Source organism: Azonexus sp. IMCC34842, assembly GCF_050368855.1.
GTDB classification, from domain to species: domain Bacteria; phylum Pseudomonadota; class Gammaproteobacteria; order Burkholderiales; family Rhodocyclaceae; genus Azonexus; species Azonexus denitrificans_A.
In genome coordinates this window covers 3,228,356-3,249,548 of sequence record NZ_CP178449.1, presented here as the reverse complement: position 1 = coordinate 3,249,548, position 21,193 = coordinate 3,228,356, and the positions used below count along the sequence as shown (strand labels likewise).

At 65.8% G+C, this 21,193-nt stretch carries 15 protein-coding genes; 7 read left to right on the top strand and 8 right to left on the bottom strand.

Features of this window, described 5'->3' with window-relative positions:
- Positions 1-75: 75 nt before the first annotated feature.
- Complete coding sequence (locus ACLIKD_RS15355) at positions 76-879, top strand: response regulator (protein ID WP_428825745.1); 804 nt, start codon at positions 76-78, stop codon at positions 877-879.
- Here the strand turns inward: ACLIKD_RS15355 and ACLIKD_RS15350 are convergent.
- The 4 genes from ACLIKD_RS15350 to ACLIKD_RS15335 form a co-directional block, all read right to left on the bottom strand.
- Positions 857-1,405, bottom strand: a complete 549-nt coding sequence (locus ACLIKD_RS15350) for a hypothetical protein (protein WP_428825744.1) — start codon at positions 1,403-1,405, stop codon at positions 857-859. The genes ACLIKD_RS15355 and ACLIKD_RS15350 overlap by 23 nt on opposite strands.
- On the bottom strand, positions 1,402-2,535 hold the full coding sequence (locus ACLIKD_RS15345) for a sialidase family protein (RefSeq protein ID WP_428825743.1): 1,134 nt from the start codon (positions 2,533-2,535) through the stop codon (positions 1,402-1,404). The genes ACLIKD_RS15350 and ACLIKD_RS15345 overlap by 4 nt, the downstream gene beginning before the upstream one ends.
- The gene (locus ACLIKD_RS15340; protein ID WP_428825742.1) at positions 2,532-4,139 is read right to left on the bottom strand and encodes an ArnT family glycosyltransferase; all 1,608 of its coding nucleotides are present in this window, start codon (positions 4,137-4,139) and stop codon (positions 2,532-2,534) included. Before ACLIKD_RS15340 ends, ACLIKD_RS15345 begins: the two co-directional genes overlap by 4 nt.
- A 109-nt stretch (positions 4,140-4,248) precedes the next feature.
- The gene (locus ACLIKD_RS15335) at positions 4,249-5,037 is read right to left on the bottom strand and encodes an enoyl-CoA hydratase (RefSeq protein WP_428825741.1); all 789 of its coding nucleotides are present in this window, start codon (positions 5,035-5,037) and stop codon (positions 4,249-4,251) included.
- A 106-nt stretch (positions 5,038-5,143) separates the two neighbouring features.
- On the opposite strand from ACLIKD_RS15335, the gene dnaE reads away from it, so the two are divergent.
- A complete protein-coding gene (dnaE, locus tag ACLIKD_RS15330) occupies positions 5,144-8,599 on the top strand; it encodes a DNA polymerase III subunit alpha (RefSeq protein WP_428825740.1) in 3,456 nt (1,151 codons plus the stop codon).
- A gap of 66 nt (positions 8,600-8,665) precedes the next feature.
- On the opposite strand, the gene ACLIKD_RS15325 is transcribed toward dnaE, so the two are convergent.
- The 3 genes from ACLIKD_RS15325 to ACLIKD_RS15315 form a co-directional block, all read right to left on the bottom strand.
- Positions 8,666-10,195 (bottom strand): methyl-accepting chemotaxis protein, encoded by a 1,530-nt coding sequence (locus ACLIKD_RS15325; protein WP_428825739.1) that lies wholly within the window; start codon positions 10,193-10,195, stop codon positions 8,666-8,668.
- A 129-nt stretch (positions 10,196-10,324) separates the two neighbouring features.
- Positions 10,325-10,912, bottom strand: coding sequence for a response regulator (locus tag ACLIKD_RS15320; RefSeq protein WP_226417107.1), 588 nt, complete (start codon positions 10,910-10,912; stop codon positions 10,325-10,327).
- Positions 10,913-11,055: 143 nt separating this feature from the next.
- Positions 11,056-11,655, bottom strand: a complete 600-nt coding sequence (locus ACLIKD_RS15315; RefSeq protein WP_226417106.1) for a peroxiredoxin — start codon at positions 11,653-11,655, stop codon at positions 11,056-11,058.
- A gap of 197 nt (positions 11,656-11,852) precedes the next feature.
- On the opposite strand from ACLIKD_RS15315, the gene ACLIKD_RS15310 reads away from it, so the two are divergent.
- The 5 genes from ACLIKD_RS15310 to ACLIKD_RS15290 are packed head-to-tail and all read left to right on the top strand — an operon-like array spanning position 11,853 to position 20,814.
- Positions 11,853-13,298, top strand: coding sequence for a complex I subunit 4 family protein (locus tag ACLIKD_RS15310; RefSeq protein ID WP_428825738.1), 1,446 nt, complete (start codon positions 11,853-11,855; stop codon positions 13,296-13,298).
- A 1-nt stretch (position 13,299) separates the two neighbouring features.
- Complete coding sequence (locus ACLIKD_RS15305) at positions 13,300-16,338, top strand: DUF2309 domain-containing protein (RefSeq protein ID WP_428825737.1); 3,039 nt, start codon at positions 13,300-13,302, stop codon at positions 16,336-16,338.
- Positions 16,335-17,861 (top strand): proton-conducting transporter membrane subunit, encoded by a 1,527-nt coding sequence (locus ACLIKD_RS15300; protein WP_428825736.1) that lies wholly within the window; start codon positions 16,335-16,337, stop codon positions 17,859-17,861. The genes ACLIKD_RS15305 and ACLIKD_RS15300 overlap by 4 nt, the downstream gene beginning before the upstream one ends.
- On the top strand, positions 17,858-19,360 hold the full coding sequence (locus ACLIKD_RS15295; protein ID WP_226417102.1) for a complex I subunit 4 family protein: 1,503 nt from the start codon (positions 17,858-17,860) through the stop codon (positions 19,358-19,360). Before ACLIKD_RS15300 ends, ACLIKD_RS15295 begins: the two co-directional genes overlap by 4 nt.
- Positions 19,357-20,814: a complex I subunit 4 family protein gene (locus ACLIKD_RS15290; protein WP_428825735.1), complete on the top strand. Its 1,458-nt coding sequence runs from the start codon at positions 19,357-19,359 to the stop codon at positions 20,812-20,814. The genes ACLIKD_RS15295 and ACLIKD_RS15290 overlap by 4 nt, the downstream gene beginning before the upstream one ends.
- A 37-nt stretch (positions 20,815-20,851) precedes the next feature.
- Here ACLIKD_RS15290 and ACLIKD_RS15285 read toward each other — a convergent pair whose 3' ends face one another.
- Positions 20,852-21,193, bottom strand: a complete 342-nt coding sequence (locus ACLIKD_RS15285) for a zinc ribbon domain-containing protein YjdM (protein ID WP_428825734.1) — start codon at positions 21,191-21,193, stop codon at positions 20,852-20,854.

Below are 21,193 nucleotides of genomic sequence, written 5' to 3'. Positions count from 1 at the left end.
AGAACAGGCGTAGCGCGCAGAAAGTCCGCGCTACGCTGCTATAGTGCGGTTATTCCCCCGTTTCGGAGTGATCGCATGGCCCTCACCGTTTCCCTCGCCGATATTTCCGTTCTGCTCGTCGAACCGTCGCACATGCAGGCGGGGCTGGTCAGCCGGATGCTCGAACACCAGGGGGTGCGGCACATCACCGTGCTCGATTCGGGCGCCGCGGCGCTGGCGGCGATGACCGAGGTGGCGCGCGACGGGCTGGTGGTGATCAGTAGCCTCTACCTGCCGGATATGGCAGGCACCGAACTGGTTTCCGCGATGCGCCTCGACGAGGACCTGGAAGCCGTCCCCTTCATCCTGATTTCCAGCGAAACGCGGCCGCAGGTGCTCGAACCGGTGCGTCAGTCCGGTGCCTGCAGCATTGTCGCCAAGCCGTTCAACGAACAGCAGTTGTCGCGCGCCCTGTTCGCCGCCGCCGACTACCTGAATCCGCCGGCCGATCTCGATATCGCCGAAGTCGAAGGGCTGCGCGTGCTGATCGTCGACGACAGCATGGCTTCCCGCCACCATCTCCGGCGCCTGCTCGAAGAACTCGGCATCGAGAAGATCACCGAGGCGGTCAATGGCAAGCAGGCGGTCGAGCTGCTGCTCGACACCATGGTCGATCTGGTGATCACCGACTACAACATGCCGGAAATGGACGGCCGCGAACTGACCGAGTATATCCGCACGCAAAGCTGGCAGAACAGCGTGCCGGTGCTGATGGTGACCAGCGAGCAGAACATGGGGCGCTTGGCGGCGGTCGAGCGGGCCGGTGTCTCGGCGATCTGCGACAAGCCCTTCGAGGCCGGCAGCATCCGCAAGTTGATCAGCGAATCCTTGACGCGATAATCCGGATGACGCCCTGGCGGGCGACGATGCTCAGCGCCAGTAGCGCCAGCAGCGGATCGAACAGGACATCCCACAGGTTGGCGAAAACGCCGGTCGCGTAAGCGGCCAGGTCGACTGCCAGGATGATCAGCCAGGTGTATTGCCGGCGCCACCACAAGGCAGCAGCCAGCGGAATCAGCGCGGCGAGCAAGGCCAGCGGTTGATAGCCGAGGGCATAGGGGTCGAATGCGCCCCAGCCCAGCGCGGCCGGATAAAACAAGGTGACGAAGATGAGCAGCCCGAGGGCCGGCTTGAACGACAAGGGCGACGGGCTGCGCTCGGCCAGTTGCAGCAGTACCAGCTGCAGCAGGGTCAGCGAGGGCGTCCCGAAGGTGCCGTGCATGACCGGGGCGATGCCGCCGATCAGCGCCACGGCGGTGGCGACCAGCGCCGCGCGGGCGCGCAGCGGGCCGAGCGGCAGCAGCGAGACGATGGCGCCGAAGATCAGGCCGTCGGCCAGCAGGCCGTAGGCGGCCAGGGCGTTCATGGTTGTCCTCCATCCAGCCAGGCTTCGCTGAAGGTGGCGTATTTGATGCTCTGGCGGCGCCAGGTGTAAGCGAGATGGATGCGGCCGTCGCGGCCGAGCAGCAACGCCGGGTAGGAAAATTCGGCGCCGCCGTCGTCGGCGGTTTCGACCGTGCGGCTTGCCTGCCAGGTCTTGCCTTCGTCGGCCGATAGCCACAGCAGCAGCGCTTCGCGGCCGTGCGCCGGGTTGCCGGCCAGCAACAGGCGGCCGCTCGGCAGGCGGAGCAGCGCGACCGAGGAGTTCGGGTTGGCGATCGGCAGCGCGGCGCCGGCTTCCCAGGAAAGCCCGGCATTGGCGGTGCTGGCTGTCTGCACGTAGCCCTGGCCGGGGCCGGCATCGCGCAGCATTGCCACGCCGCGCTGCGCATCAAGGGCGACGACGGCTGGCTGCAGGGTTTTCCGGGCGTGCGTCAGGCGGACCTTGTCGACAATCTGGCCGGTCGCCGACAGGCGCAGCCATTCGCCATGCTTGCCGATGAACTCGTGATAGACCGGCAGGCCGAGTCCGCCGTCGGCCAGCGGCAGCGGCGGCATGCGGACCAGCGTGCTGATGTTGAGGAAGGGCGAAGTCTGCAGCTTGCTCGGTTTGCTCCAGGTCTTGCCGCCGTCGGTCGATTGGCTATGGGCGATGGCGCTGCCGGCCCAGCCGCCGATGCCGACCGTGACGTACCACAGGTGCAGCCAGCTCCCCTCGGCGTAGAGCACCGGATTGCCGACCTTGCGGACGTGGGCGAAGGTGCCGCCGGCGGTGCTTTCGCGGTTGGCAATCGGCATCGGCTGGCGCCAGCCGTCCGCGCCGAGCGTGCTGAACCAGATCGCCACGTCCCCGGCGCCTTCGCGGCTGCCGGCAAACCAGGCGGCGGCAATCCGGCCGTCCGGCAGTTGGGTCAGGCTGGCGGCATGCGCCGACTCGGCTGTCTTCGGCAGCATGCTGGTCGCGAACCCGGCCGGCAATGTCGAGGCGGTGGCTACCGGGGGCGGCACGAAGGCCGGAGCCGGCGGCGTCGGGGCGCGCCAGAAAGCGGCGGCCAGGGCGGCAACGAAAAGCGGCGGCGAGAGCCAGCGGAGCAATTTTTCCGGGCGGACGATCATGGTTTATCGATCTCGAACCAATGCACGGTGGTGAGCAGCGGCGCCAGCGAACGGCCGGCCAGGGCCGCCTGCCAGTCGGCGGACTGGGCGCCGATGCGGGCAAAGCGCAGGCCGGAGCCGTGCGAGGCCAGGGTCTGGTAACTGCCGCGCGGCGTGGCGCGATAGCCGGCGTTGTTGAGGGCGGCGCGAAAGGCCGGCAGGTCCTTGTCTTCGACGAAGACCGGGGTTTTGCCGGCGCTTATTTCAGCCAGGTCGAACGGGTCGAGGCGGGCGTAATGGCGGTGCGTTTGCCGGGAAAGTATCGGCAGCATGGCCGGTTGCGGGCCGTCGAACATGGCGACCGGCTGCTCCCGGCCGAGTTCGACGACGGCTGACGGCACGGCATTGACGCCGATGGCCGGGAAGACGCCCCACAGCACGGCGATCCAGAACAGCATCGGGGCGGCCAGCGTGTGCCCGAGGGCGCGCCGCTGCCACCAGGCCCAGGCCAGATAGGCGGCCGGCAGGATCAGCCAGTACCAGCCGCCGAGCTGGAACCAGAAAGCGAAGCCGGCCAGCCCGCCGCCGAGCAGCAGCGCGAGCAGCGCGCCGAGCCGGAACGGCCAGCGGGTGCGCAGTTGCGGCAGGGCGACGGCGAGGAAAATGGCCAGCGGCACCAGCGAGCCGATCAGGTAGCGGTCGAAGCTCTTGATGAACAGGAAGGGCAGGAAGGAGGCGAGGAACCAGAGCAGCGTGATGCGCGAGGTGCCGTGCTCCTGGCGCAGCTTCCAGGCGCTGACGATGAAGACGAAGGCCCAGGGCAGGGCGATGTTGAGCAGGCCGAGGACGATGCCGGGCGACAGGTTGAAGAACTGGCGCGATTCCAGTTCGTCGGTCAGCACCTGATTGGCCGCCTCCGGGTAAAGCGCCCGGACAATGAAGAACCACGGCAGGGCGAGCAGCACCCCCAGCAGGCCGTGGCCGAGCAGGAGCAGACCGTGCGGGCGCAGTTCGGCGAAGCGCAGCCGGCCGCTGAAGAGCAGCGCCAGGCAGCCGGCGCCAAAGACCAGGGCGACGATCGGCCCCTTGGTCAGGAAGCCGGCGACGAGGAGCAGCGTGGCCAGGGTCAGCCAGCCGGTACGGCGCCGTTCCAGCCAGACCAGCGCGGCCCAGAAGGCTGCCGCCGACAGCGCGGCGACTGGCATGTCGAGCATGAAACGGCGGCCCTCGGTGGCCATGCCGAGGCAGCCGAGCAGGATGCAGCCGGCGAGCCAGCCGGTTTCGGCCTTGCCGGTCAGGCGGCGGGCGATGCCGGCGGTCGAGACGATGAGCAGGGCGGCAAAGAGGACGCCGACGAGGCGGGCCGTGACCAGCGAAATGCCGAAGGCTTCGAAGCTGGCGCGGCCGAGCCAGTAGAGCAGCGGCGGCTTGCGGATGCGCGGGGCGCCGTCGAGAAAAGGCACCAGCCAGTGATTGCCCTCGATCATTTCCATCGGCGTGCGCAGGCCGAGGAAGAATTCGTCCTTGCCGGTCAATCCGGTCGCTTCCCAGATGCCGGGCAACAACACGGCGAGGGCAAGCAGGAAGAGCAGCAGGGTCTGGCGGGAAGGGGAGAGGGCGGACATGAGGCGGGATTTTACCCGGCTTGCCCGCCAGCTTCGTCAGGGAATGTCACCGGGCGCGCCGCTCGCTCGCGAAAGGCGGCACGCCCAGGGGCTTACCTCGCCCGGTGGTTCAGCGGCCCTGGTACTGCGGCGGGCGTTTCTGCATGAAGGCGTCAATGCCTTCGCCGGCGTCCTCGCTCATCATGTTGCAGGCCATCACCTCGCCGGCGTAGGCGTAGGCTTCGACCAGGCCCATTTCCAGTTGCTGGTAGAACATTCCCTTGCCGGTGCGCACGGCGACGGCGCTCTTGGCAATGATCGCCTGGGCCAGGCGTTCGATTTCGGCATCGAGCGCATCGGCCGGTACGACGCGATTGACCAGGCCTTTGGCCTTGGCTTCCATGGCATCGATGAATTCGCCGGTGAGCAGCATTTCGAGCGCCGCCTTGCGGCCGAGATTGCGCGCCAGGCCGACGGCCGGCGTCGAACAGAAGAGGCCGACGTTGATGCCGGAGACGGCGAATTTGGCGACGTCGGCGGCGACCGCCAGATCGCACATCGACACCAGCTGGCAGCCGGCGGCCGTGGCGATGCCGTGGATGCGGGCGATCACCGGTTGCGGCAGGCGGGTGATCGTCAGCATCAGCTCGCCGCACTGCTTGAACAGCGCCTGCATGAATTCCTTGCTGTGATTGGCGCGCATTTCCTTCAGGTCGTGGCCGGCACAGAAGGCCTTGCCGGCGCCGGCGATGACCACGACGCGCACGGCCGGGTCGGCGGCGATGGCGTCCAGCTCGGTCTGCAGGGCGCTCAGCATGTCCTTGGACAGGGAATTGAACTGACCGGGCCGGTTCAGGGTCAGGGTGGTCAGGCCGTCGGCGCGGTCGGTGCGCTGGACGAGGGGGGCTTCGAGGATCATGCAGGGTCTCCGTTATTGATTTTTGCAGCCGCTAATCTAGCCGATGGTCGGACAAAATGTAATCGCCTCTTCGGGGGCGTTGGGCTGGCGCGGTAAAATGCCGCCCATGAATCCCCCGCGCTACGTCCACCTCCGCCTCCATTCCGAATACTCTGTGACCGACGGCATCGTCCGCCTCGGCGACGCCGTCAAGCGGGCCGCCGGCGACGGCATGCCGGCGATGGCCCTGACCGATCTCGGCAACCTGTTCGGCCTGGTCAAGTTCTATTCCGGGGCGCGCGGCAAGGGCGTCAAGCCGGTGGCCGGGGCGGATGTCTGGATCGCCAACCCGGAATCGCCCGACGACGCCTATCGCCTGTTGCTACTGGTGCGTAACCGGGCCGGTTACCAGCAATTGTGCGAACTGCTGAGCAAGGCTTACCTGGTCGAGGGGCGGCGGGATCGCGCCGAACTCCGCCGCGAATGGTTCACCGAGCTCGGCTGCGACGGCCTGATCGCGCTGTCCGGGGCGCATCTCGGCGATATCGGCGAAGCCCTGATCAACGGCAATTTCGATCTGGCCGGCGAGCGTGCCAAGGCCTGGGAAGCGATTTTCCCCGGCGCCTTCTACCTCGAAGTGCAGCGCTACGGCCAGCCGCAGCAGGAGGCCATCGTCCAGCAGACGGCCGATCTGGCCGGCGAGACGGGCTTGCCACTGGTCGCCACGCACCCGATCCAGTTCATGAACCGCGACGACTTCCGGGCGCACGAAGCCCGCGTCTGCATCGCCGAAGGCTATGTGCTGGGCGATACGCGGCGGCCGAAAATCTATACCGAGGAACAGTATTTCAAGACTCAGGACGAAATGGTCGCGCTGTTCGCCGACCTGCCGGAAGCGCTGGAAAACTCGCTGGAAATCGCCAAGCGCTGCAATATCGAGCTGACGCTGGGCAAGAACTTCCTGCCCAACTTCCCGATTCCGCCGGGCATGACCATCGACGAATTCCTCATCGATGAAGCGGAGAAGGGCCTGGAAGTCCGTCTGGCGGAGTTGTACCCGGACCCCGAGGAGCGCCTGAAACGCCGGCCGGAATACGACGCGCGGCTGGTCTTCGAGTGCAACACCATCGTCCAGATGGGCTTCCCCGGCTACTTCCTGATCGTCGCCGACTTCATCAAGTGGGCCAAGGCCAACGGCGTGCCGGTCGGGCCGGGGCGGGGTTCCGGTGCCGGTTCTCTGGTCGCCTACAGCCTGCTGATTACCGACCTTGATCCACTCGCCTACGCACTGCTCTTCGAACGGTTCCTGAACCCGGAACGAGTCTCGATGCCCGACTTCGACGTCGACTTCTGCCAGGACAACCGCTGGCGCGTCATCGAGTACGTCCGTCAGCACTACGGCGAGGACGCGGTCAGCCAGATCGCCACCTTCGGTACGATGTCCTCGAAGGCGGTGATCCGCGACGTCGGCCGCGTCTTCGGCCTGCCGTACTCGATGTGCGACCGCATTTCCAAGCTCATCCCGATCGTCCAGAACAAGCCGGTATCGCTGGCCGAGGCGCTTGAGCAGGAGCCGCAGCTCAAGGAAATGATGGAAGGCGACGGCGACGGCGAAACCATCCGCGAGCTGTTCGACCTGGCCGGTCGACTCGAGGATTTGACGCGAAATGTCGGTATGCACGCCGGCGGCGTGTTGATTGCGCCGGGCAAGATCACCGAGTTCTGCCCGATCTACCAGGCGACCGGCAGCGATGCGTCCACGGTTTCGCAGTTCGACAAGGACGACGTCGAGAAGGTCGGCCTGGTCAAGTTCGACTTTTTGGGCCTGCGAAATCTGACCATTATCGAGCTCGCCGTCGAGTACATCCGCCGGATGACCGGCGAAAAGCTCGACCTGATGAGCCTAGGCTTCACCGACCCGGCCGCCTACCAGATCCTCAAGGACGCCAACACGACGGCGATCTTCCAGGTTGAATCGGAGGGCATGAAGAAGCTGCTGAAAAAGCTGGCGCCCGACCGTTTCGAAGACATCATCGCTGTGCTCGCGCTCTATCGTCCCGGTCCGCTCGGTTCCGGGATGGTCGACGACTTCATCCTGCGCAAGAAGGGCCAGCAGAAAATCGATTATTTCCACCCCGACCTGACCGCCTGCCTGTCGCCGACCTACGGCGTCATCGTGTACCAGGAACAGGTGATGCAGATCTCGCAGATCATCGGCGGCTACACGCTGGGTGGCGCCGACATGCTGCGCCGGGCGATGGGCAAGAAGAAGCCCGAGGAAATGGCCAAGCACCGCGAGACGATCGCCGCCGGTGCCAAGGAAAAGGGCTACGACCCGGCACTGGCCGAACAGCTGTTCGACCTGATGACCAAGTTCGCGGAATACGGCTTCAACAAGTCGCACACCGCTGCTTACGCCGTCGTCACCTATCACACCGCCTGGCTCAAGGCGCACCACTGCGCGGCCTTCATGGCGGCGACCATGTCCTCCGACATGGACAATACCGACTCGGTGAAGATCTTCTATGAAGATGCGGTGGGGTCTGCCAACAAGCTCAAGATGCTCGGGCCGGACGTCAATGCCTCGAATTACCGTTTCGAGCCGGTCGACCGCAGCACCATCCGTTACGGGCTGGGGGCGGTCAAGGGCACCGGCGAGCAGGCGGTCAACGATATCCTGCGCGCCCGCGATGCCGGCGGCCCGTTCAAGGATCTGTTCGATTTCTGCCAGCGCTGCGACAAGCGGATGGTCAATCGCCGGACCACCGAGGCGCTGATCAAGGCCGGCGCCTTCGACAGCATCGATGCCGATCGCCACAAGCTGCTTGCCTCGGTCGGCATCGCCATGGATTTTGCCGACCAGGCCGAGCGCAATGCGATGCAGTCGAGTCTGTTCGATATCGGCAATGTCGCCGAAGATCATGCGCCGCAATATGTCACGGTCAAGCGCTGGGACGAGAAAGAACAGCTGATGCAGGAGAAGACGGCACTCGGCTTCTTCTTCTCCGGCCACCCCTACAACACCTGCAAGAAGGAGTTGTCGCGCTTCGTCCGCCGGCCGCTCAACCAGTTGCAGCCGTCGAAGGAACTGACGACGCTGGCCGGCGTCGTGGTCGGCGTGCGCACCCAGATGACCCGGCGCGGCAAGATGCTTTTCGTCCAGCTCGACGACGGTACCGGGATGATCGAGGTGACCGTCTTCAATGAACTGTTCGAGGCCGAGCGCGCCAAGATCGTCACCGACGAGGTGCTGGTCATCGAAGGCAAGGTCAGGTTCGACGAGTTCTCCGGCAGCAACAGCGTTACCGCCGACAAGCTGATGACGCTGGGCGAGGCGCGGGCCAGGTTCGCCCGTTATCTGCTGCTCAAGATGAACGGCAATTCCGATGCCCGCAAGCTGAAGAGCCTGCTGACGCCTTTCGCGCCGGGGCCGGCGGCGGTACGGATTCGTTACCGCAACGAGACGGCCGAGTGCGAAATCGTGCTCGGTGAAGCGGCCCGCGTCAGGCTTGACGATGCCTTGCTCGAAGCGCTGAACGGCTGGTTGCAGCCGGAAAATGTCGAGGTCGTGTACAACGTCTAGCGGTCAACGGCGGAGGGGCCGTCCGGCCCCTCGCTTTGGTCTGACGGGAAGCTGGCGCGGCAGGCGCTAGCGCTTGTCCTTGACCACCATGTCGCTCTTGAAGCCGATGCGCACGGCACCCCAGTGACGGCCGCCGATGACGATCGGCATCGACAGATCGTTGAAGATTTCGCCGGTGTCGCGGACATAGGTCTGGAAGAGCGATGATTTCTGGTTCTTCGCCAGTTTCAGGCCGACCGGGTCGTTGAAGATGCGCTTGTGCCGGCATTTGACCAGGTCGATTGCCGGATCGCCGCTCGGCGGATTGGAGAACTGGCCGTTATGGGCCGGCGCGTAACCGCCGTTGTCGACGGCCAGCGAGTAGGCCAGGCCCGGTACGTCGCGCAGCAGATCGTCGTAGAGGCGGGTCAATTCGCCGTCGCACTGAGCGTCGTAGGCGGTGGTGTAGCGCTTCGGATCGGAGCCTTGAATTTCCTTGTAGCTCTGGTCGAAGACATTGATGCCCCGGTCGGCCAGCTTGGCCAGCAGGGCGGCGACCGCATCGCGGAAGCCGGTGCATTTGTCGTGCAGGGTGTCGAACACGCTGTTGCCGGTGCGGAAGTCGGCCAGCGTGCATTGCAGGTCTTCAGTCGATTCGCGCAGGGTCTTGGCCGAATCGAGGCATTGCTTCATGCGGCCGGAGATGTCCACCGAGTGATTGCGGATTTCCTCGACTTCCTGATGAATGGTCTGGTTGCTTTCGCGCAGATTGTAGATGGCGCCGGCAATGCTCGACAGCTGTTCGGTCGTCCGCTTGAAATCGCCGACCATCGTCGTCAGGTCGGCGGCCGAGGTTTCGATGTAGCCGTTGGCGCGGGTGACTTCGCCGACGATGGTCTGGGTTTTTTCCGAGGTGTCGGAGACCAGGTTGATCATCGACTGGGTGTTCTGGCCGATCACCTGGGTGGCGGTCTTGACCTTTTCGGCCAGCTTGCGCACTTCGTCGGCGACCACGGCAAAGCCCCGGCCGGCCTCGCCGGCGCGGGCGGCTTCGATGGCCGCGTTGAGCGCCAGCAGATTGGTCTGGTCGGAAATGTCGTTGATCAACTGGACGATTTCGTTGATCTTCATTGAGCTGGAATGCAGTTCGCCGACGGTCGATGAGAAGTGCTCGATATGCTCGTTGGTCGAGCGCATCGTCGAGGCGACGGTTTCCATCTGTTCCAGCGAACGCTGGGCGAGATCGAGATTGTTCTGGGTCGAGGCCTGGATGGCGTCGGAGTTCATCGCCACTTCGCCGACCGCGTGATTGACCCGGTTGCTCGATTCAAAGATGTCGCCGGCCAGCTTTTCCTGGCGCCGCACGGCATCGCCGGTCAGTTGCACCAGATGGTTCATCCGGGCGGCATCGGCAGCGATGCTGACGCTGCCTTCCCGGGCATGCCCTATCAGGCCGCGGACCCGGCTGAAAAAGCGGTTGATGTTGGCCGATATCCGTCCGGCCGCGTCGTTGCCCGGGGCGCCGACGCTGTGCGAAAGATCCGCCGTGCCCTCGGCGATGTCCGTAATGTCGCGATCAATCTTGGCGAGCGCTGCGCCATTTCCAAAGAAACCCATGTCTCATCTCCACTGCTTTAGTTTTTATCACCCGCCACTAACGGGCGGATGTTGCGGCAGATCATACGCTACCGATTCGCACACTGTCATCGCTGTGTCCGTCCGGCGTCAAAGCAGTTGCCGGCGGCATTATGCCGGGCGTTTACGGGCCGCCAGGCGGCCGAGGATGAAGCCCTTGATTTCGTGGAAAGGAATCGGTTTGCCAAAGATCGTGATGTCTCTGGGCAGGCCTTTTTCCTCAATGTCGGCCCGGTCCATCGCGCTGACAACGATGATGTCCATCCGCGACAGGGCCGGGTTGGTGCGCAAGTGGCGCACCATCTCGAAGCCATCCATGCCGGGCATCATCAGGTCGGCAATCAGAATGTCGGGAACCCGTTCGCCGACCAGTAACAGGCCGTCGAAGCCATTGCCGGCAATGCGCAGCTTGAGCGGCAACTCCCAACTGTCGATGGTCAACTGGTAGAGCATCTGGATCGTCGGGTCGTCCTCGGTGATCAGGATGTCCAGCTGGTTGGCGCTTTCCTGGGTGCTCGGCGTCATGCTCCGCCGGCGGGAGAGCAGGGCCTCGACCGAGGCGACCGGAATGCGGCGGTGTCCGCCGGTCGTCTTCCAGGCCTCAAGGGAGCCGCCTTCGACCATGTTCTGCACGGTGCCAAGCGAAACCCCCAGGCGCATTGCCGCTTGTCGGGTACTTAGGAATTCAGGTTCGGCCATGATGATCTGTGATTTCCGAAATTGCAAATTTACCAAATTCTAGCCGGTAATTGGCGAAAGTTACAGCAGAAAAAACCCCGATGACTGCTGAAGTCGTCGGGGTTTTGCCATCGGCTTTCGCCGGAGTGAAAAATAAGCTTTATTTACAGTTTCTTGGCATTTTTTGCCAGGTAGGCGGCGACCCCTTCGGTGGTCGCCGTCATGCCCGGTTTGCCCTTGTTCCAGCCGGCCGGGCAAACTTCACCATGCTCTTCGAAAAATTGCAGTGCATCGACCATGCGCAGCATTTCGTCGATGTCGCGACCGAGCGGCAGCATGTTGACCACCTGATGCATCACCACGCCGGTCTTGTCGATCAGGAAAGAGCCGCGCAGCGCCACGCCTTCGCCTTCCAGTTCGACGTCATAGGCGCGGCAGATGCTGTGCTTGAGGTCGGCGACCAGCGGGTAGCCGACCTGGCCGATGCCGCCATCCTTGATGGCGGTGTTCTTCCAGGCCAGGTGGGTGAACGGCGAATCGATCGAGACGCCGATCACTTCGACGCCGCGCTGCTTGAATTCGGCCAGGCGGTGATCGAAGGCGATCAGTTCGGACGGGCAGACGAAGGTGAAGTCGAGCGGGTAGAAGAACAGGACAACCGGCTTGCCCTTGAAGTCGGACAGCTTCAGTTCCTTGATTTCGTTGTTGCCATAAACGGCAGTCGCGGTGAAGTCCGGGGCTTGCTTGCCTACGAGAACGGCCATGGTGATCTCCTTATGATGATTTGGTCGGGGGTGGGGAAACGTTGAATTTAGTCAAGCCGACGGACCCTGTCAAACCGGCTGGCGCTGCCGCGCTTGCCGCGGGATACCGCTTGCCGTTGTCAAGAAGGCCTGTGGCGCTGGCATAATCGCGCTATGAAAATATACAGGGTGGGGCATTCCGGGGGAGGGGTCGGGGAGTGCTGAAAGTGCTGGTCTTCATGCCCGTTGCCGGGGCGGCCGTGGTCGCCCTGCTGCCGGTACGCCGGGCCGTCCGCTTGTGGCAGGTGGCGATGCTGTTCGCGCTGGCGGCGCTCGGCTATGCCCTGTGGCTGGCCGGGCGCTTCGATCCGGCCGGACCGGCCGTCCAGATGTTCGATAGCCGGGCCTGGAATGTCCGGCTGGGTTCCTATTTCGCCCTTGGCGTCGACGGCATTTCCCTGGCCATGGTGTTGTTGAGCGCGCTGCTGACGCTGATCGCGGTGCTCGTCTCGCGGCGCATGGAGGACGGTGCCCGCCTTTACTTCACGCTGGTCCTGCTGCTCGAGTCGGCGATCTTCGGCGTGTTCACCGCCCGCGACTGGTCGCTGTTCTACGTTTTCTGGGAAGCGACGCTGCTCCCGCTGTTCTTCCTGATCGACCGGCTGGGCGGCCCGAATCGCCAGCGCGCGGCGCTCAATTTCTTTCTCTACACGCTGGGCGGTTCGGTGTTCATGCTGGTCGCCCTGCTCTTTCTCTATGACGCGGCGCCCGGCCACAGTTTCGCGATGGCCGACATGGCGGCCGGCGGGCGCGGTTTGCCTCTGCCGATGCAATTGCTGATCTTCGCCGGTTTCTTCATCGGCTTCGGCGTCAAGATGCCGGTCTTTCCGCTGCACGGCTGGCTGCCGCTGGCCCATGTCGAAGCGCCCAGCCCGGTCTCCATCCTGCTCTCCGGGGTGTTGCTCAAGATGGGTGCCTACGGCCTGATCCGCGCCGCCGAAACGCTGCCCGCCGCCTTGCTGGCCGCCCAGGACTGGCTGGCGCTGCTCGCCTTTATCAGCTTGCTCTATGGCGGCATCCTCGCCTGGCGGCAGCAGGATTTGAAAGCGATGGTCGCCTATTCGTCGATTTCGCACATGGGCATCGTGCTGCTCGGCATCGCCTCGCTTAATGTCACCGGCCTGACTGGCGCGCTGATGCAGATGGTGGCGCACGGCCTGACCGCCGGCCTGTTGTTCCTGATCGTCGGCCTGCTCTACCAGCGCACGCACAGTCGCGATCTGGCCGATTACGGCTCGCTGCTCGGCCAGGCGCCGCGCTTCGCCTTTTTCACGGCCTTTGCGCTGCTCGCGGCGATCGGCCTGCCGGGCAGCGCTGGCTTCATTGCCGAGCTTCATGCGCTGGTCGGCGGCTACGGTCGCTGGGGCGGCTGGATCCTGTTCGTCTGTCTGGCGATGCTGGTTGGCGCCGCCTACAGCCTGCGCGTCATCGGCCGTTTGTGCCTGCCGGGGCCGGCCATGCCGCTGGCCGACATGACGCGCACCGAATCGGCCGCCGCCGGCATCCTCGCCCTGAGCATCCTGGTCCTCGGCATCTGGCCGGCGCCCTTGCTCGAACTGGTCGCCGGCAGCGTCGGCCAGGTCGCTCGTCGGTTCGGGACCTGAGATGAGCGCCGCCGACCAACTGCCGATCCGCCAACGCCTGGCCCACTGGGTCGAGCATCTGAGCCATGTGCTGCCGGCCCAGGCGCCGATTCGCGAATTCGTCCATCACAACACGCTGCACGGCTTTCAGTATCTGCCCTTTCCGGAAGCCCTGGCCGCCGCCCAGCGACTGACCGGCGCGACGACTTATTGGCCGGAAGCGCGCTTTCGCGAATGCCACGCGGCCGGCCGGATCGACGATGACGATCTGCTCGCCGCGCTCGTCGAGGCGGGCGTCGCGGAACTCGAGCAGCCGGTGATGCGCGCCCTGAGCCGACGCGACGTGCTGCTGGCCAGTCTGCTGGCCGCTCCGGAAACGCCGGGCGCTGCCCGCCTCGACTGGCTGACGCGCGAGCAGGGGCTGGCCGACGACCCGGTTTTTGCCCAGTGCCGGGCCTTGACCGCCGGGCTTGCCAGCATGGCCGACACTCACTCCACCGACTGGGAGCCGGCCGCACTGACTGCCTGGGACGGCCTGTGCCAGCGCGTCGGCGTGGACTGGACGCTGCGCAGCCTGCTCGAATACCTGAGCGGTGAAGATGTGCTGGAACAGGTACGCAGCATTCTGCAGCGCCAGCTTGCCGCCCATCTCGATCTGGGCGTCGCCGCCTGGCGTAATCCGCGGCAGGCGCAGGGGTTTTTCGCCGCCTGGCGGGCCTGCGCCGGGCTGGACATGTTCTGGGAGCTGGAGGAGCTGCCCAATGTGCGCGACGAAATCGTCCATCTGGGCGACGACCCGCTCGACGTGCTGATCGAGGAACTGGCCCGGCTGATTCCGGAAGAACATCTCTGGTACGGCTATCTCGAACGTCTCAGCCTGGAATTGCCCGGCTGGTCCGGGATGTTCCTCTGGCGCGACCGCCACCCGGGGCGCGGCGACGGCACGCCGGTCGCCATGCTCGATTACCTGGCCGTGCGCGTGCTGCTCGAGCGCATGCTCTGTGAAGACCTGATGTGCCGGCTGACCGGCGTCCCGATGAGTTTCGAGGAGCTGCGCGCCTACTATGCCGCCAGTCCGGCCGAGTTTTTCGTCCGCGATGCCCTGCGCCGTCGGGCCTTGCCGGAGCAATTGCAGAACGAGGCGGCGCATCGGGTCCGCGCCGGCAATAGCGGCCGCGAGGAAAGCTGGCGGGCGCTGGCCGAGGCGATCGCCGCCTGCCCCGACGACGCGGCCGCCACGGCCAACGCCTGGCGGCTGGCTGCGCTGTGCCGCCAGTTGGCGATGACGCCGGCCGATCTGGCGACGCTGAGCTGCGAAGAAGCCGCCGCCGTGCTGGACTGCGCGGCCAGCCTGGACGGCTTGCAGCGCGGGCAGATCTGGCTGCTGGCCTATGAGCGCCATTACCGCGAGCAGCTCTTCACCGCACTGGCCACCAACCATCCCCGGCAAAAAGTGGTGCCGACGCCATCGGCACAGGTGGTGCTGTGCATGGACGACCGTGAGGAGGGCACCCGCCGGTATCTCGAGGAAATCGCCCCGGCCGTGGCGACCTACGGCGCCGCCGGCTTTTTCGGCGTGGTCATGTACTGGCAGGGGGCCGACGACGGGGCGCCTTCGGCCCTCTGTCCGGTCGTCGTGCAGCCGACTCATCTCGTCCGCGAACAGCCGCTGGCCGGCCGCGAGTCGGCCTTTGCCGGCTATACCGCCCGGCGCGACAGCCGGCTGCGCTGGCGCGAACGGCTCTATCAGGCAACCCGCCGCCGGCCGCTCGGCGCTCCGCTGTTGACCGCGCTGGCCGGCCTGCCGGCCTTGCTCACCTTGAGCGCGGCCAGCCTGGCACCCGGCTGGTTCGGCAAAACCGCCGGCCGCTGGCGCCAGTTGCACGATCGCCGGCCGGCGACCGGCCTGGCGCTGACCGCGGCGGAGGCCGGGCCGGCCACGCCGGAACAGCCGCAGCACGGCTTTAGCGACGACGAGCAGGTCGACCGCGTCGAAGCCTTCCTGCAGATGATCGGCCTGACCGGCAATTTCGCGCCGCTGGTCCTGATGTTGGGCCACGGTTCCTCCAGCCTGAACAACCCGCACCGCTCGGCCTACGACTGCGGCGCCTGCTCCGGCCGGCATGGCGGGCCGAATGCGCGGGTCTTCGCGGCGATGGCCAACCGCCCGCCGGTGCGCCAGGCGTTGCTTGAACGCGGCATCGCCATTCCGGATAACACCTGGTTCGTTGCCGCCGAACACAATACCTGCGACGACGGCATCGAGTGGTACGACCTCGAAGCGGTGCCGGAGCGCTTCCAGGCGGCGCTCGATGTGCTGCTCGGCCAGGTCAGCGAAGCCTGCCGCGCCCATGCCGCCGAACGCTGCCGCCGGCTGGCTTCGGCGCCGCCGCGTTTGTCGCCGTGGCAGGCCAGCCGGCATGTGATCGGCCGCGCCAACGATATTTCCCAGGCCCGGCCGGAGCTCGGCCACGCCAACAACGCCGCCGCCCTGATTGGCCGGCGCGAGATGAGCCGCGGCCTGTTTCTCGACCGCCGGACCTTCCTGATTTCCTACGACCCGACGACCGACTGCGACGGCTACATCGTCGAAGGCATCCTGCTCGCCACCGCACCGGTCGGGGCCGGCATTGCCCTCGAATATTATTTTTCCAGCGTCGATAACGAACGTTTCGGCTGCGGTTCGAAAATCACCCACAACATCACCGGCCTGTTCGGGGTGATGGAAGGGGCCGATTCCGATCTGCGCACCGGTCTGCCCTGGCAGATGGTCGAGATCCACGAGCCGATGCGTCTGCTGGTCGTCGTCGAGCAGACCCCCGAGCGGCTGACCGCCATTCTGCAGCGCCAGCCGCAACTGCAGGAATTGATCAACAACGCCTGGATCATTCTCGCCGCCAAGGACCCGCTTTCCGGCGCCATCCATCACTACTGCCCGCGCCGCGGCTGGTTGCCGTGGTCGGGCAAGGCGGTGCTGCCGCAGGTGGCGCGCTCGGTCGACTGGTTCGCCGGCGCGAGCGAGGCGCTGGCGCCGGCCCTGCTGCTCGGAGCCGCCCGATGATGCCGCTGCTCGTTCATCTCCCCGACTGGGTCTGGCTGGTGCCCGGACTGCCGCTGCTCGCCTCGCTCTTGATCGGCCTGCGCGTGCTGCTCGGGCGCGCTGCCGGCGATGCCGCCGAGCCGCTGACCGCCGGGCTGTCGGCAGTTGCCGCGTTCGGCGGCCTGGCGTTGCTGATCGCCCTCGATGTTCTCGCCGTGCTGCGCGGTCTGCCCGGGCACCGGGTGCTCGCCGTGTGGTTCGGCAGCGGCAGCTGGCAGGGCACCTTCTCTTTCCTGCTCGACGGCCTGTCGCTGACCCTGGCCACCCTGGTCGCCCTGATCGGTTGGCTGGTCGTCCGCTTTTCCGCCAACTATGTGCATCGCGAAGCCGGCTTCCATCGCTACTTCATCGTTCTCAATTTCTTTCTGGCCGGCATCCAGCTCGTGCTGCTCGCCGGCAACGGCTTGCTGGCCTTCGTCGGCTGGGAAATGTGCGGCGTCGCCTCCTTCCTGCTCATCGGCTACGCCTGGCAGCGCCCGGTGGCCACCGGCAATGCGCTGTTCGTCTTCGTCACCAACCGCGGTGGCGATGCCGGTTTCCTGCTGGCGCTTGGTTTCGCCGCGGCCTGGCTGGGCAGCTTCGAGTGGACGGCGCTGGCCGGCAGCGGGCAGATCGGCGTCGTCAATGCCCGCCTGATCGCCCTCGGCTTCGCGCTGGCGGCCCTCGCCAAGTCGGCGCAACTGCCGTTCACGCCATGGATCAGCCGGGCGCTCGAAGGACCGACGCCGTCCTCGGCCATCTTCTACGGCGCGGTGATGGTGCACGCCGGCGTCTACCTGCTGCTCCGTCTCGAACCGTTGCTCGTTCAGGCGCCCGACGTGCTGGCCGGGCTGGTTGTGCTCGGCGTGTTGACGGCGCTCTACGCCTGGCTGTGCGGGCTGGTCCAGACCGACGTCAAATCGGCGCTGATTTTCGCCACAGTCTTCCAGGTCGCGCTGATGTTCATCGAAATCGGCCTCGGCTGGTCGACGCTGGCCCTGGCCCACCTCTGCCTGCATGCCGCGTGGCGCGCCTGGCAGTTCCTGCTCGCCCCGTCCTGGCTGGCCGTTACCCGGGAACGGCCGGGCCCGCCGCCAGCCTGGCTGCGCCGCAATCAGCTGCTGTATACGCTGGCGCAGCAGCGTCTGTGGCTCGACAAGCTGGCCCAGACGCTGTTCGTCAATCCGACCGAGTCGTTTGCCCGCGATCTGCGCGCCCTCGAGGAAAACTTCATCGACCGCGCCATCGGCGAGCCGGGCCGGGGCAAGCCGATCGATCCGGAACGCCCGCTGATCCTTGTCGATGGCCTGCCCGGCCGGGCGCTGGCGGCAGCGGCCGGCGTGCTGCAGCAGATCGAGAACCGGCTGTTGTTGCGCGGCCGGGGCGGGGCGGCCGAGAAGCTGCTGCATCAGCTCGGCAGCTACCTGCGGACGCTGGAAAACCTGCTTGAACAGCCGCGTTACCTGATGATGGCGGTGATGGCGACCTTCGTGGTGATCCTGTGAGCGGCTTCTCCGAAATCTTCTGGGCGCAGCAGTCCGGGCTGCCTTTGCTGGTGCTGCTGCAATTGTTGCCGCTGCTCGGCGCGGCGCTGGTTTTCGTCTTCCAGGAGCGGGCGAGCGCCGTCGTGGCCGGCAAGGTCTTTGCGCTGGGCGAACTGGTGCTCGCCATCGTCGCCACCAGCCGCATCGATCCGCTGCAGCCGGCCCTGCAACTGGCCGAACGCTTCGCGCCGCTGGCCTACCATGTCGCGGTCGATGGCCTCAGCCTGATCTTCCTGCTGGTCACGGCGCTGCTCACGCTGCTGCTGATGCTCTACGGCATGAGCCGCGGCATGATTTCGCCGGGCCGTCTGTACGCGGTGCTGCTGATCGCCGAGGCCGGGCTGGTCGGCATGTTGCTGACGCTCAACGTGGCGTGGTTCGCCTTCTATTCGGCCCTCGAATTGTGGGCGGTGGTCTATCTGCTGCGCCGCTGGGCCTCGTCGCGCGCCGAAATCCATGCGCTGTCGCGCTTCATCCAGTACCAGTCGTTCGGCTGGCTGCTCTTCGCCGCCGGTTGTCTGGTGCTCGGCTGGGGCCATGCCGAGGCGACCGGCGGGCGGTGGAGCTTCGACCTGTTCGATCTGGTTGGCGCGGTGCCGGTCGGCAAGTTCCAGACGGCGGCGTTCTACTTGCTGTTCTACGGGCTGGCCGTGCGCACGCCACTCTTTCCGCTGCACGGCTGGTTGCCGAACATGGCGCAGCATGGCCTGATCGCCGTCGCGCCGGCCCTGATGGTCGGCGTCAAGGTCGGCATCTACGGCATGCTGCGCTTCGTGCTGCCGCTGACGCCGGCGGCGGTGCAGTACTGGCAGCCGTACATCGTCGGCTTCGCCATGGCCGGCATTTTCTTTACCGCGGCGCTCGCCTTCCAGCAGACCAACCTGCGCCGGCTGCTCGCCTTCGCCGTGGTCAGCCATACCAGCCTGCTGGTGATCGGCGTCTTCAGCCTGCATGAATCGGGCATCCAGGGGGCGGTGCTGCTCGCCGCCAACTTCGGGCTGGCGGTGACCGGCATGTGGTTCATCGTCGGCTTCGTCTTCCGCCGCACCGGGACGACCGAACTGCACGAACTGTCCGGCCTGTTCGAGCGCATTCCCTTCCTGGCCATCGCTTTCCTGGTGTTCGGCCTAGCCATCGTCGGCATGCCCGGCACACCGGGTTTCGATGCCGCCCACCTGGTGCTCGAAGCCGCCATCGACAGCTTCGGCGCCTTGTCTACTGTCGCCGCGGCGCTCGGCAACGTGGCGGCCGCCGGTTTCCTGCTCTGGGCCTTCCAACGCGCCTTCCTGTCGCCGCACAAGGCGGGCCGGGGGCTGGATGTCGACAAGACACTGCCGATGGAATATTTGGTCTGCGGCATCGCCCTCGCCGCCATGGTCGCCATCGGCGTGTTTACCGAGCCCTGGCTGCGTCTGAGCGAAACGGCCAGCCAGGCGGCCGCCGCGAGGTTCGTCCGATGAGCCTGCCGCTGCTCTCGCTGCTCGTCTTTCTGCCGCTAGTCGGGGCGCTCCTGTTGTGGCTGTTGCCGGTCCGTGCGGTACGCCACGCGGTGGCGCTGGTCATGCTGCTGACGCTGCTGCTGAGCACCGCCGTGCTGCTCGCCTACGATCCGGCCGGGGCGCGCTTTCAGCTGGTCGAGCGCAGCTTGTGGATCGCCAGCCTGAATGTTCATTACCTGTTGGCGGTGGATGGTATTTCAGTGCTCTTCCTGCCGGCCACGGCACTGCTTTTCCTCGGCTCGCTGGTGGCCGGCTGGAACAGCGTGCCCGACGCGCCGCGCCTGCATTTCAGCCTGCTGCTGTTGTTTCAGACGGTGACGCTGGGCATCTTCTGCACCCTCGATACCGTGCTGTTTTTCTTCTTCTGGGAACTGTCGCTGGTTCCGCTCTATTTCCTGCTCGGGCGCTGGGGTGTCACTGCTGGCTGTCGGCAGGCCGCCGCCCGCTATTTCCTGATCATGCTGGCCGGCGGCATTCCCTTGCTGATCGCCTTCGTCATGCTCGCCAGCAGCCAGCCGGTGCCGACCTTCGACCTGATTACGCTGCTCGAGGTGCGCTTGCCGCGTTCGACGCAGCTGGCGGTATTCCTGCTCTGCCTGCTCGGTTTCGCCGTCAAGGTGCCGCTCGTCCCGCTGCACACCTGGCTGCCGCGCTTTGCGCTGGCAGCGCCGGGCTCGCTGACGGCGCTGCTGGTCGGCCTGAAGCTCGGCGCCTTCGGACTGATCCGTTTCGCCATTCCGCTCGCCCCCGACGTCGCCCAGAATCTGCATTGGCTGCTCGCCGGGCTTGGCACGGTGACGCTGCTCTACGGGGCGGTCGGCGTGCTCGGCCAGACCAATCTGCGCGTCGGCCTGGCCTACGCCAGCATCTGCCATGTCGGCCTCGCCGTGCTCGGTCTGGCGGCCTTGAGTGCCCAGGGCGTGCAGGGCGCCGTGTCATTGCTGCTCAGCTTCTCGGTGGCGACCGGCGGTGGCTTCATTCTGCTCGAATTCCTGCGCCAGCGCACCGGCTCGACCGACATCAATGCGCTGGGCGGGGCGGCCAAAACGATGCCGCTGCTCGCCAGCGGTTTTCTGATCTGCGGTCTGGCCGGCGTCGGCATGCCGGGGACGAGCAGCTTTCCCGGTGAATTCCTGCTCATCCTGGCGGCGCTACAAAGCCATACGGGGGCCGGCATGGCGGCGTTGTTTGGCCTGTCGATCGCCGCTGGCGCCTTCCTGGCGCTTTATCGCCAGGCTTTCTTCGGTCCGGTGCGGCGCCGCGAAGTGGCCGAGGCGCAGGATTTGCGGCCGCGTGAATGGCTGGTGCTGGTCGCCCTGATCGTGATGATCGTCGGGATCGGCATCTACCCGGGGCCGTGGATCGATATCGTCCGCCCGGCGTCCGAGGCGTGGGCGGCCGGCGTCAGGCGTTAGGCGCGACGTCCGGCCGGTGCTACGACAAAAGGCCGGATCAGACCTTCTTGACGAATTCCGACTTGAGCTGCATCGCGCCGATGCCGTCGATCTTGCAGTCGATGTCGTGATCGCCTTCGATCAGGCGGATGTTCTTGACCTTGGTGCCGACCTTGACGACCGATGACGAGCCTTTGATCTTCAGGTCCTTGATCACTGTCACGGTGTCGCCGTCCTGCAGCAGGTTGCCGTTGGCGTCCTTCCAGACCTTGGCCTGTTCGGCGCTGTCGGCGCCGGCATCCTTGCTCCATTCATGGGCGCATTCCGGGCAGACGTACATGTTGCTGTCTTCGTAGGTGAATTCGGATTTGCACTGGGGGCAGTTGGGTAGCTTGCTCAT

What these genes read in the sequence shown, in the direction of transcription:
- ACLIKD_RS15305 (WP_428825737.1), top strand. Translation starts at nt 13,300, where the DNA reads ATGAGCGCCGCCGACCAACTGCCGATCCGCCAACGCCTGGCCCACTGG.
- ACLIKD_RS15355 (WP_428825745.1), top strand. Translation starts at nt 76, where the DNA reads ATGGCCCTCACCGTTTCCCTCGCCGATATTTCCGTTCTGCTCGTCGAA.
- ACLIKD_RS15290 (WP_428825735.1), top strand. Translation starts at nt 19,357, where the DNA reads ATGAGCCTGCCGCTGCTCTCGCTGCTCGTCTTTCTGCCGCTAGTCGGG.
- ACLIKD_RS15315 (WP_226417106.1), bottom strand. Translation starts at nt 11,655, where the DNA reads ATGGCCGTTCTCGTAGGCAAGCAAGCCCCGGACTTCACCGCGACTGCC.
- ACLIKD_RS15335 (WP_428825741.1), bottom strand. Translation starts at nt 5,037, where the DNA reads ATGATCCTCGAAGCCCCCCTCGTCCAGCGCACCGACCGCGCCGACGGC.
- ACLIKD_RS15345 (WP_428825743.1), bottom strand. Translation starts at nt 2,535, where the DNA reads ATGATCGTCCGCCCGGAAAAATTGCTCCGCTGGCTCTCGCCGCCGCTT.
- ACLIKD_RS15300 (WP_428825736.1), top strand. Translation starts at nt 16,335, where the DNA reads ATGATGCCGCTGCTCGTTCATCTCCCCGACTGGGTCTGGCTGGTGCCC.
- ACLIKD_RS15325 (WP_428825739.1), bottom strand. Translation starts at nt 10,195, where the DNA reads ATGGGTTTCTTTGGAAATGGCGCAGCGCTCGCCAAGATTGATCGCGAC.
- ACLIKD_RS15350 (WP_428825744.1), bottom strand. Translation starts at nt 1,405, where the DNA reads ATGAACGCCCTGGCCGCCTACGGCCTGCTGGCCGACGGCCTGATCTTC.
- ACLIKD_RS15340 (WP_428825742.1), bottom strand. Translation starts at nt 4,139, where the DNA reads ATGTCCGCCCTCTCCCCTTCCCGCCAGACCCTGCTGCTCTTCCTGCTT.
- dnaE (WP_428825740.1), top strand. Translation starts at nt 5,144, where the DNA reads ATGAATCCCCCGCGCTACGTCCACCTCCGCCTCCATTCCGAATACTCT.
- ACLIKD_RS15320 (WP_226417107.1), bottom strand. Translation starts at nt 10,912, where the DNA reads ATGGCCGAACCTGAATTCCTAAGTACCCGACAAGCGGCAATGCGCCTG.
- ACLIKD_RS15285 (WP_428825734.1), bottom strand. Translation starts at nt 21,193, where the DNA reads ATGAGCAAGCTACCCAACTGCCCCCAGTGCAAATCCGAATTCACCTAC.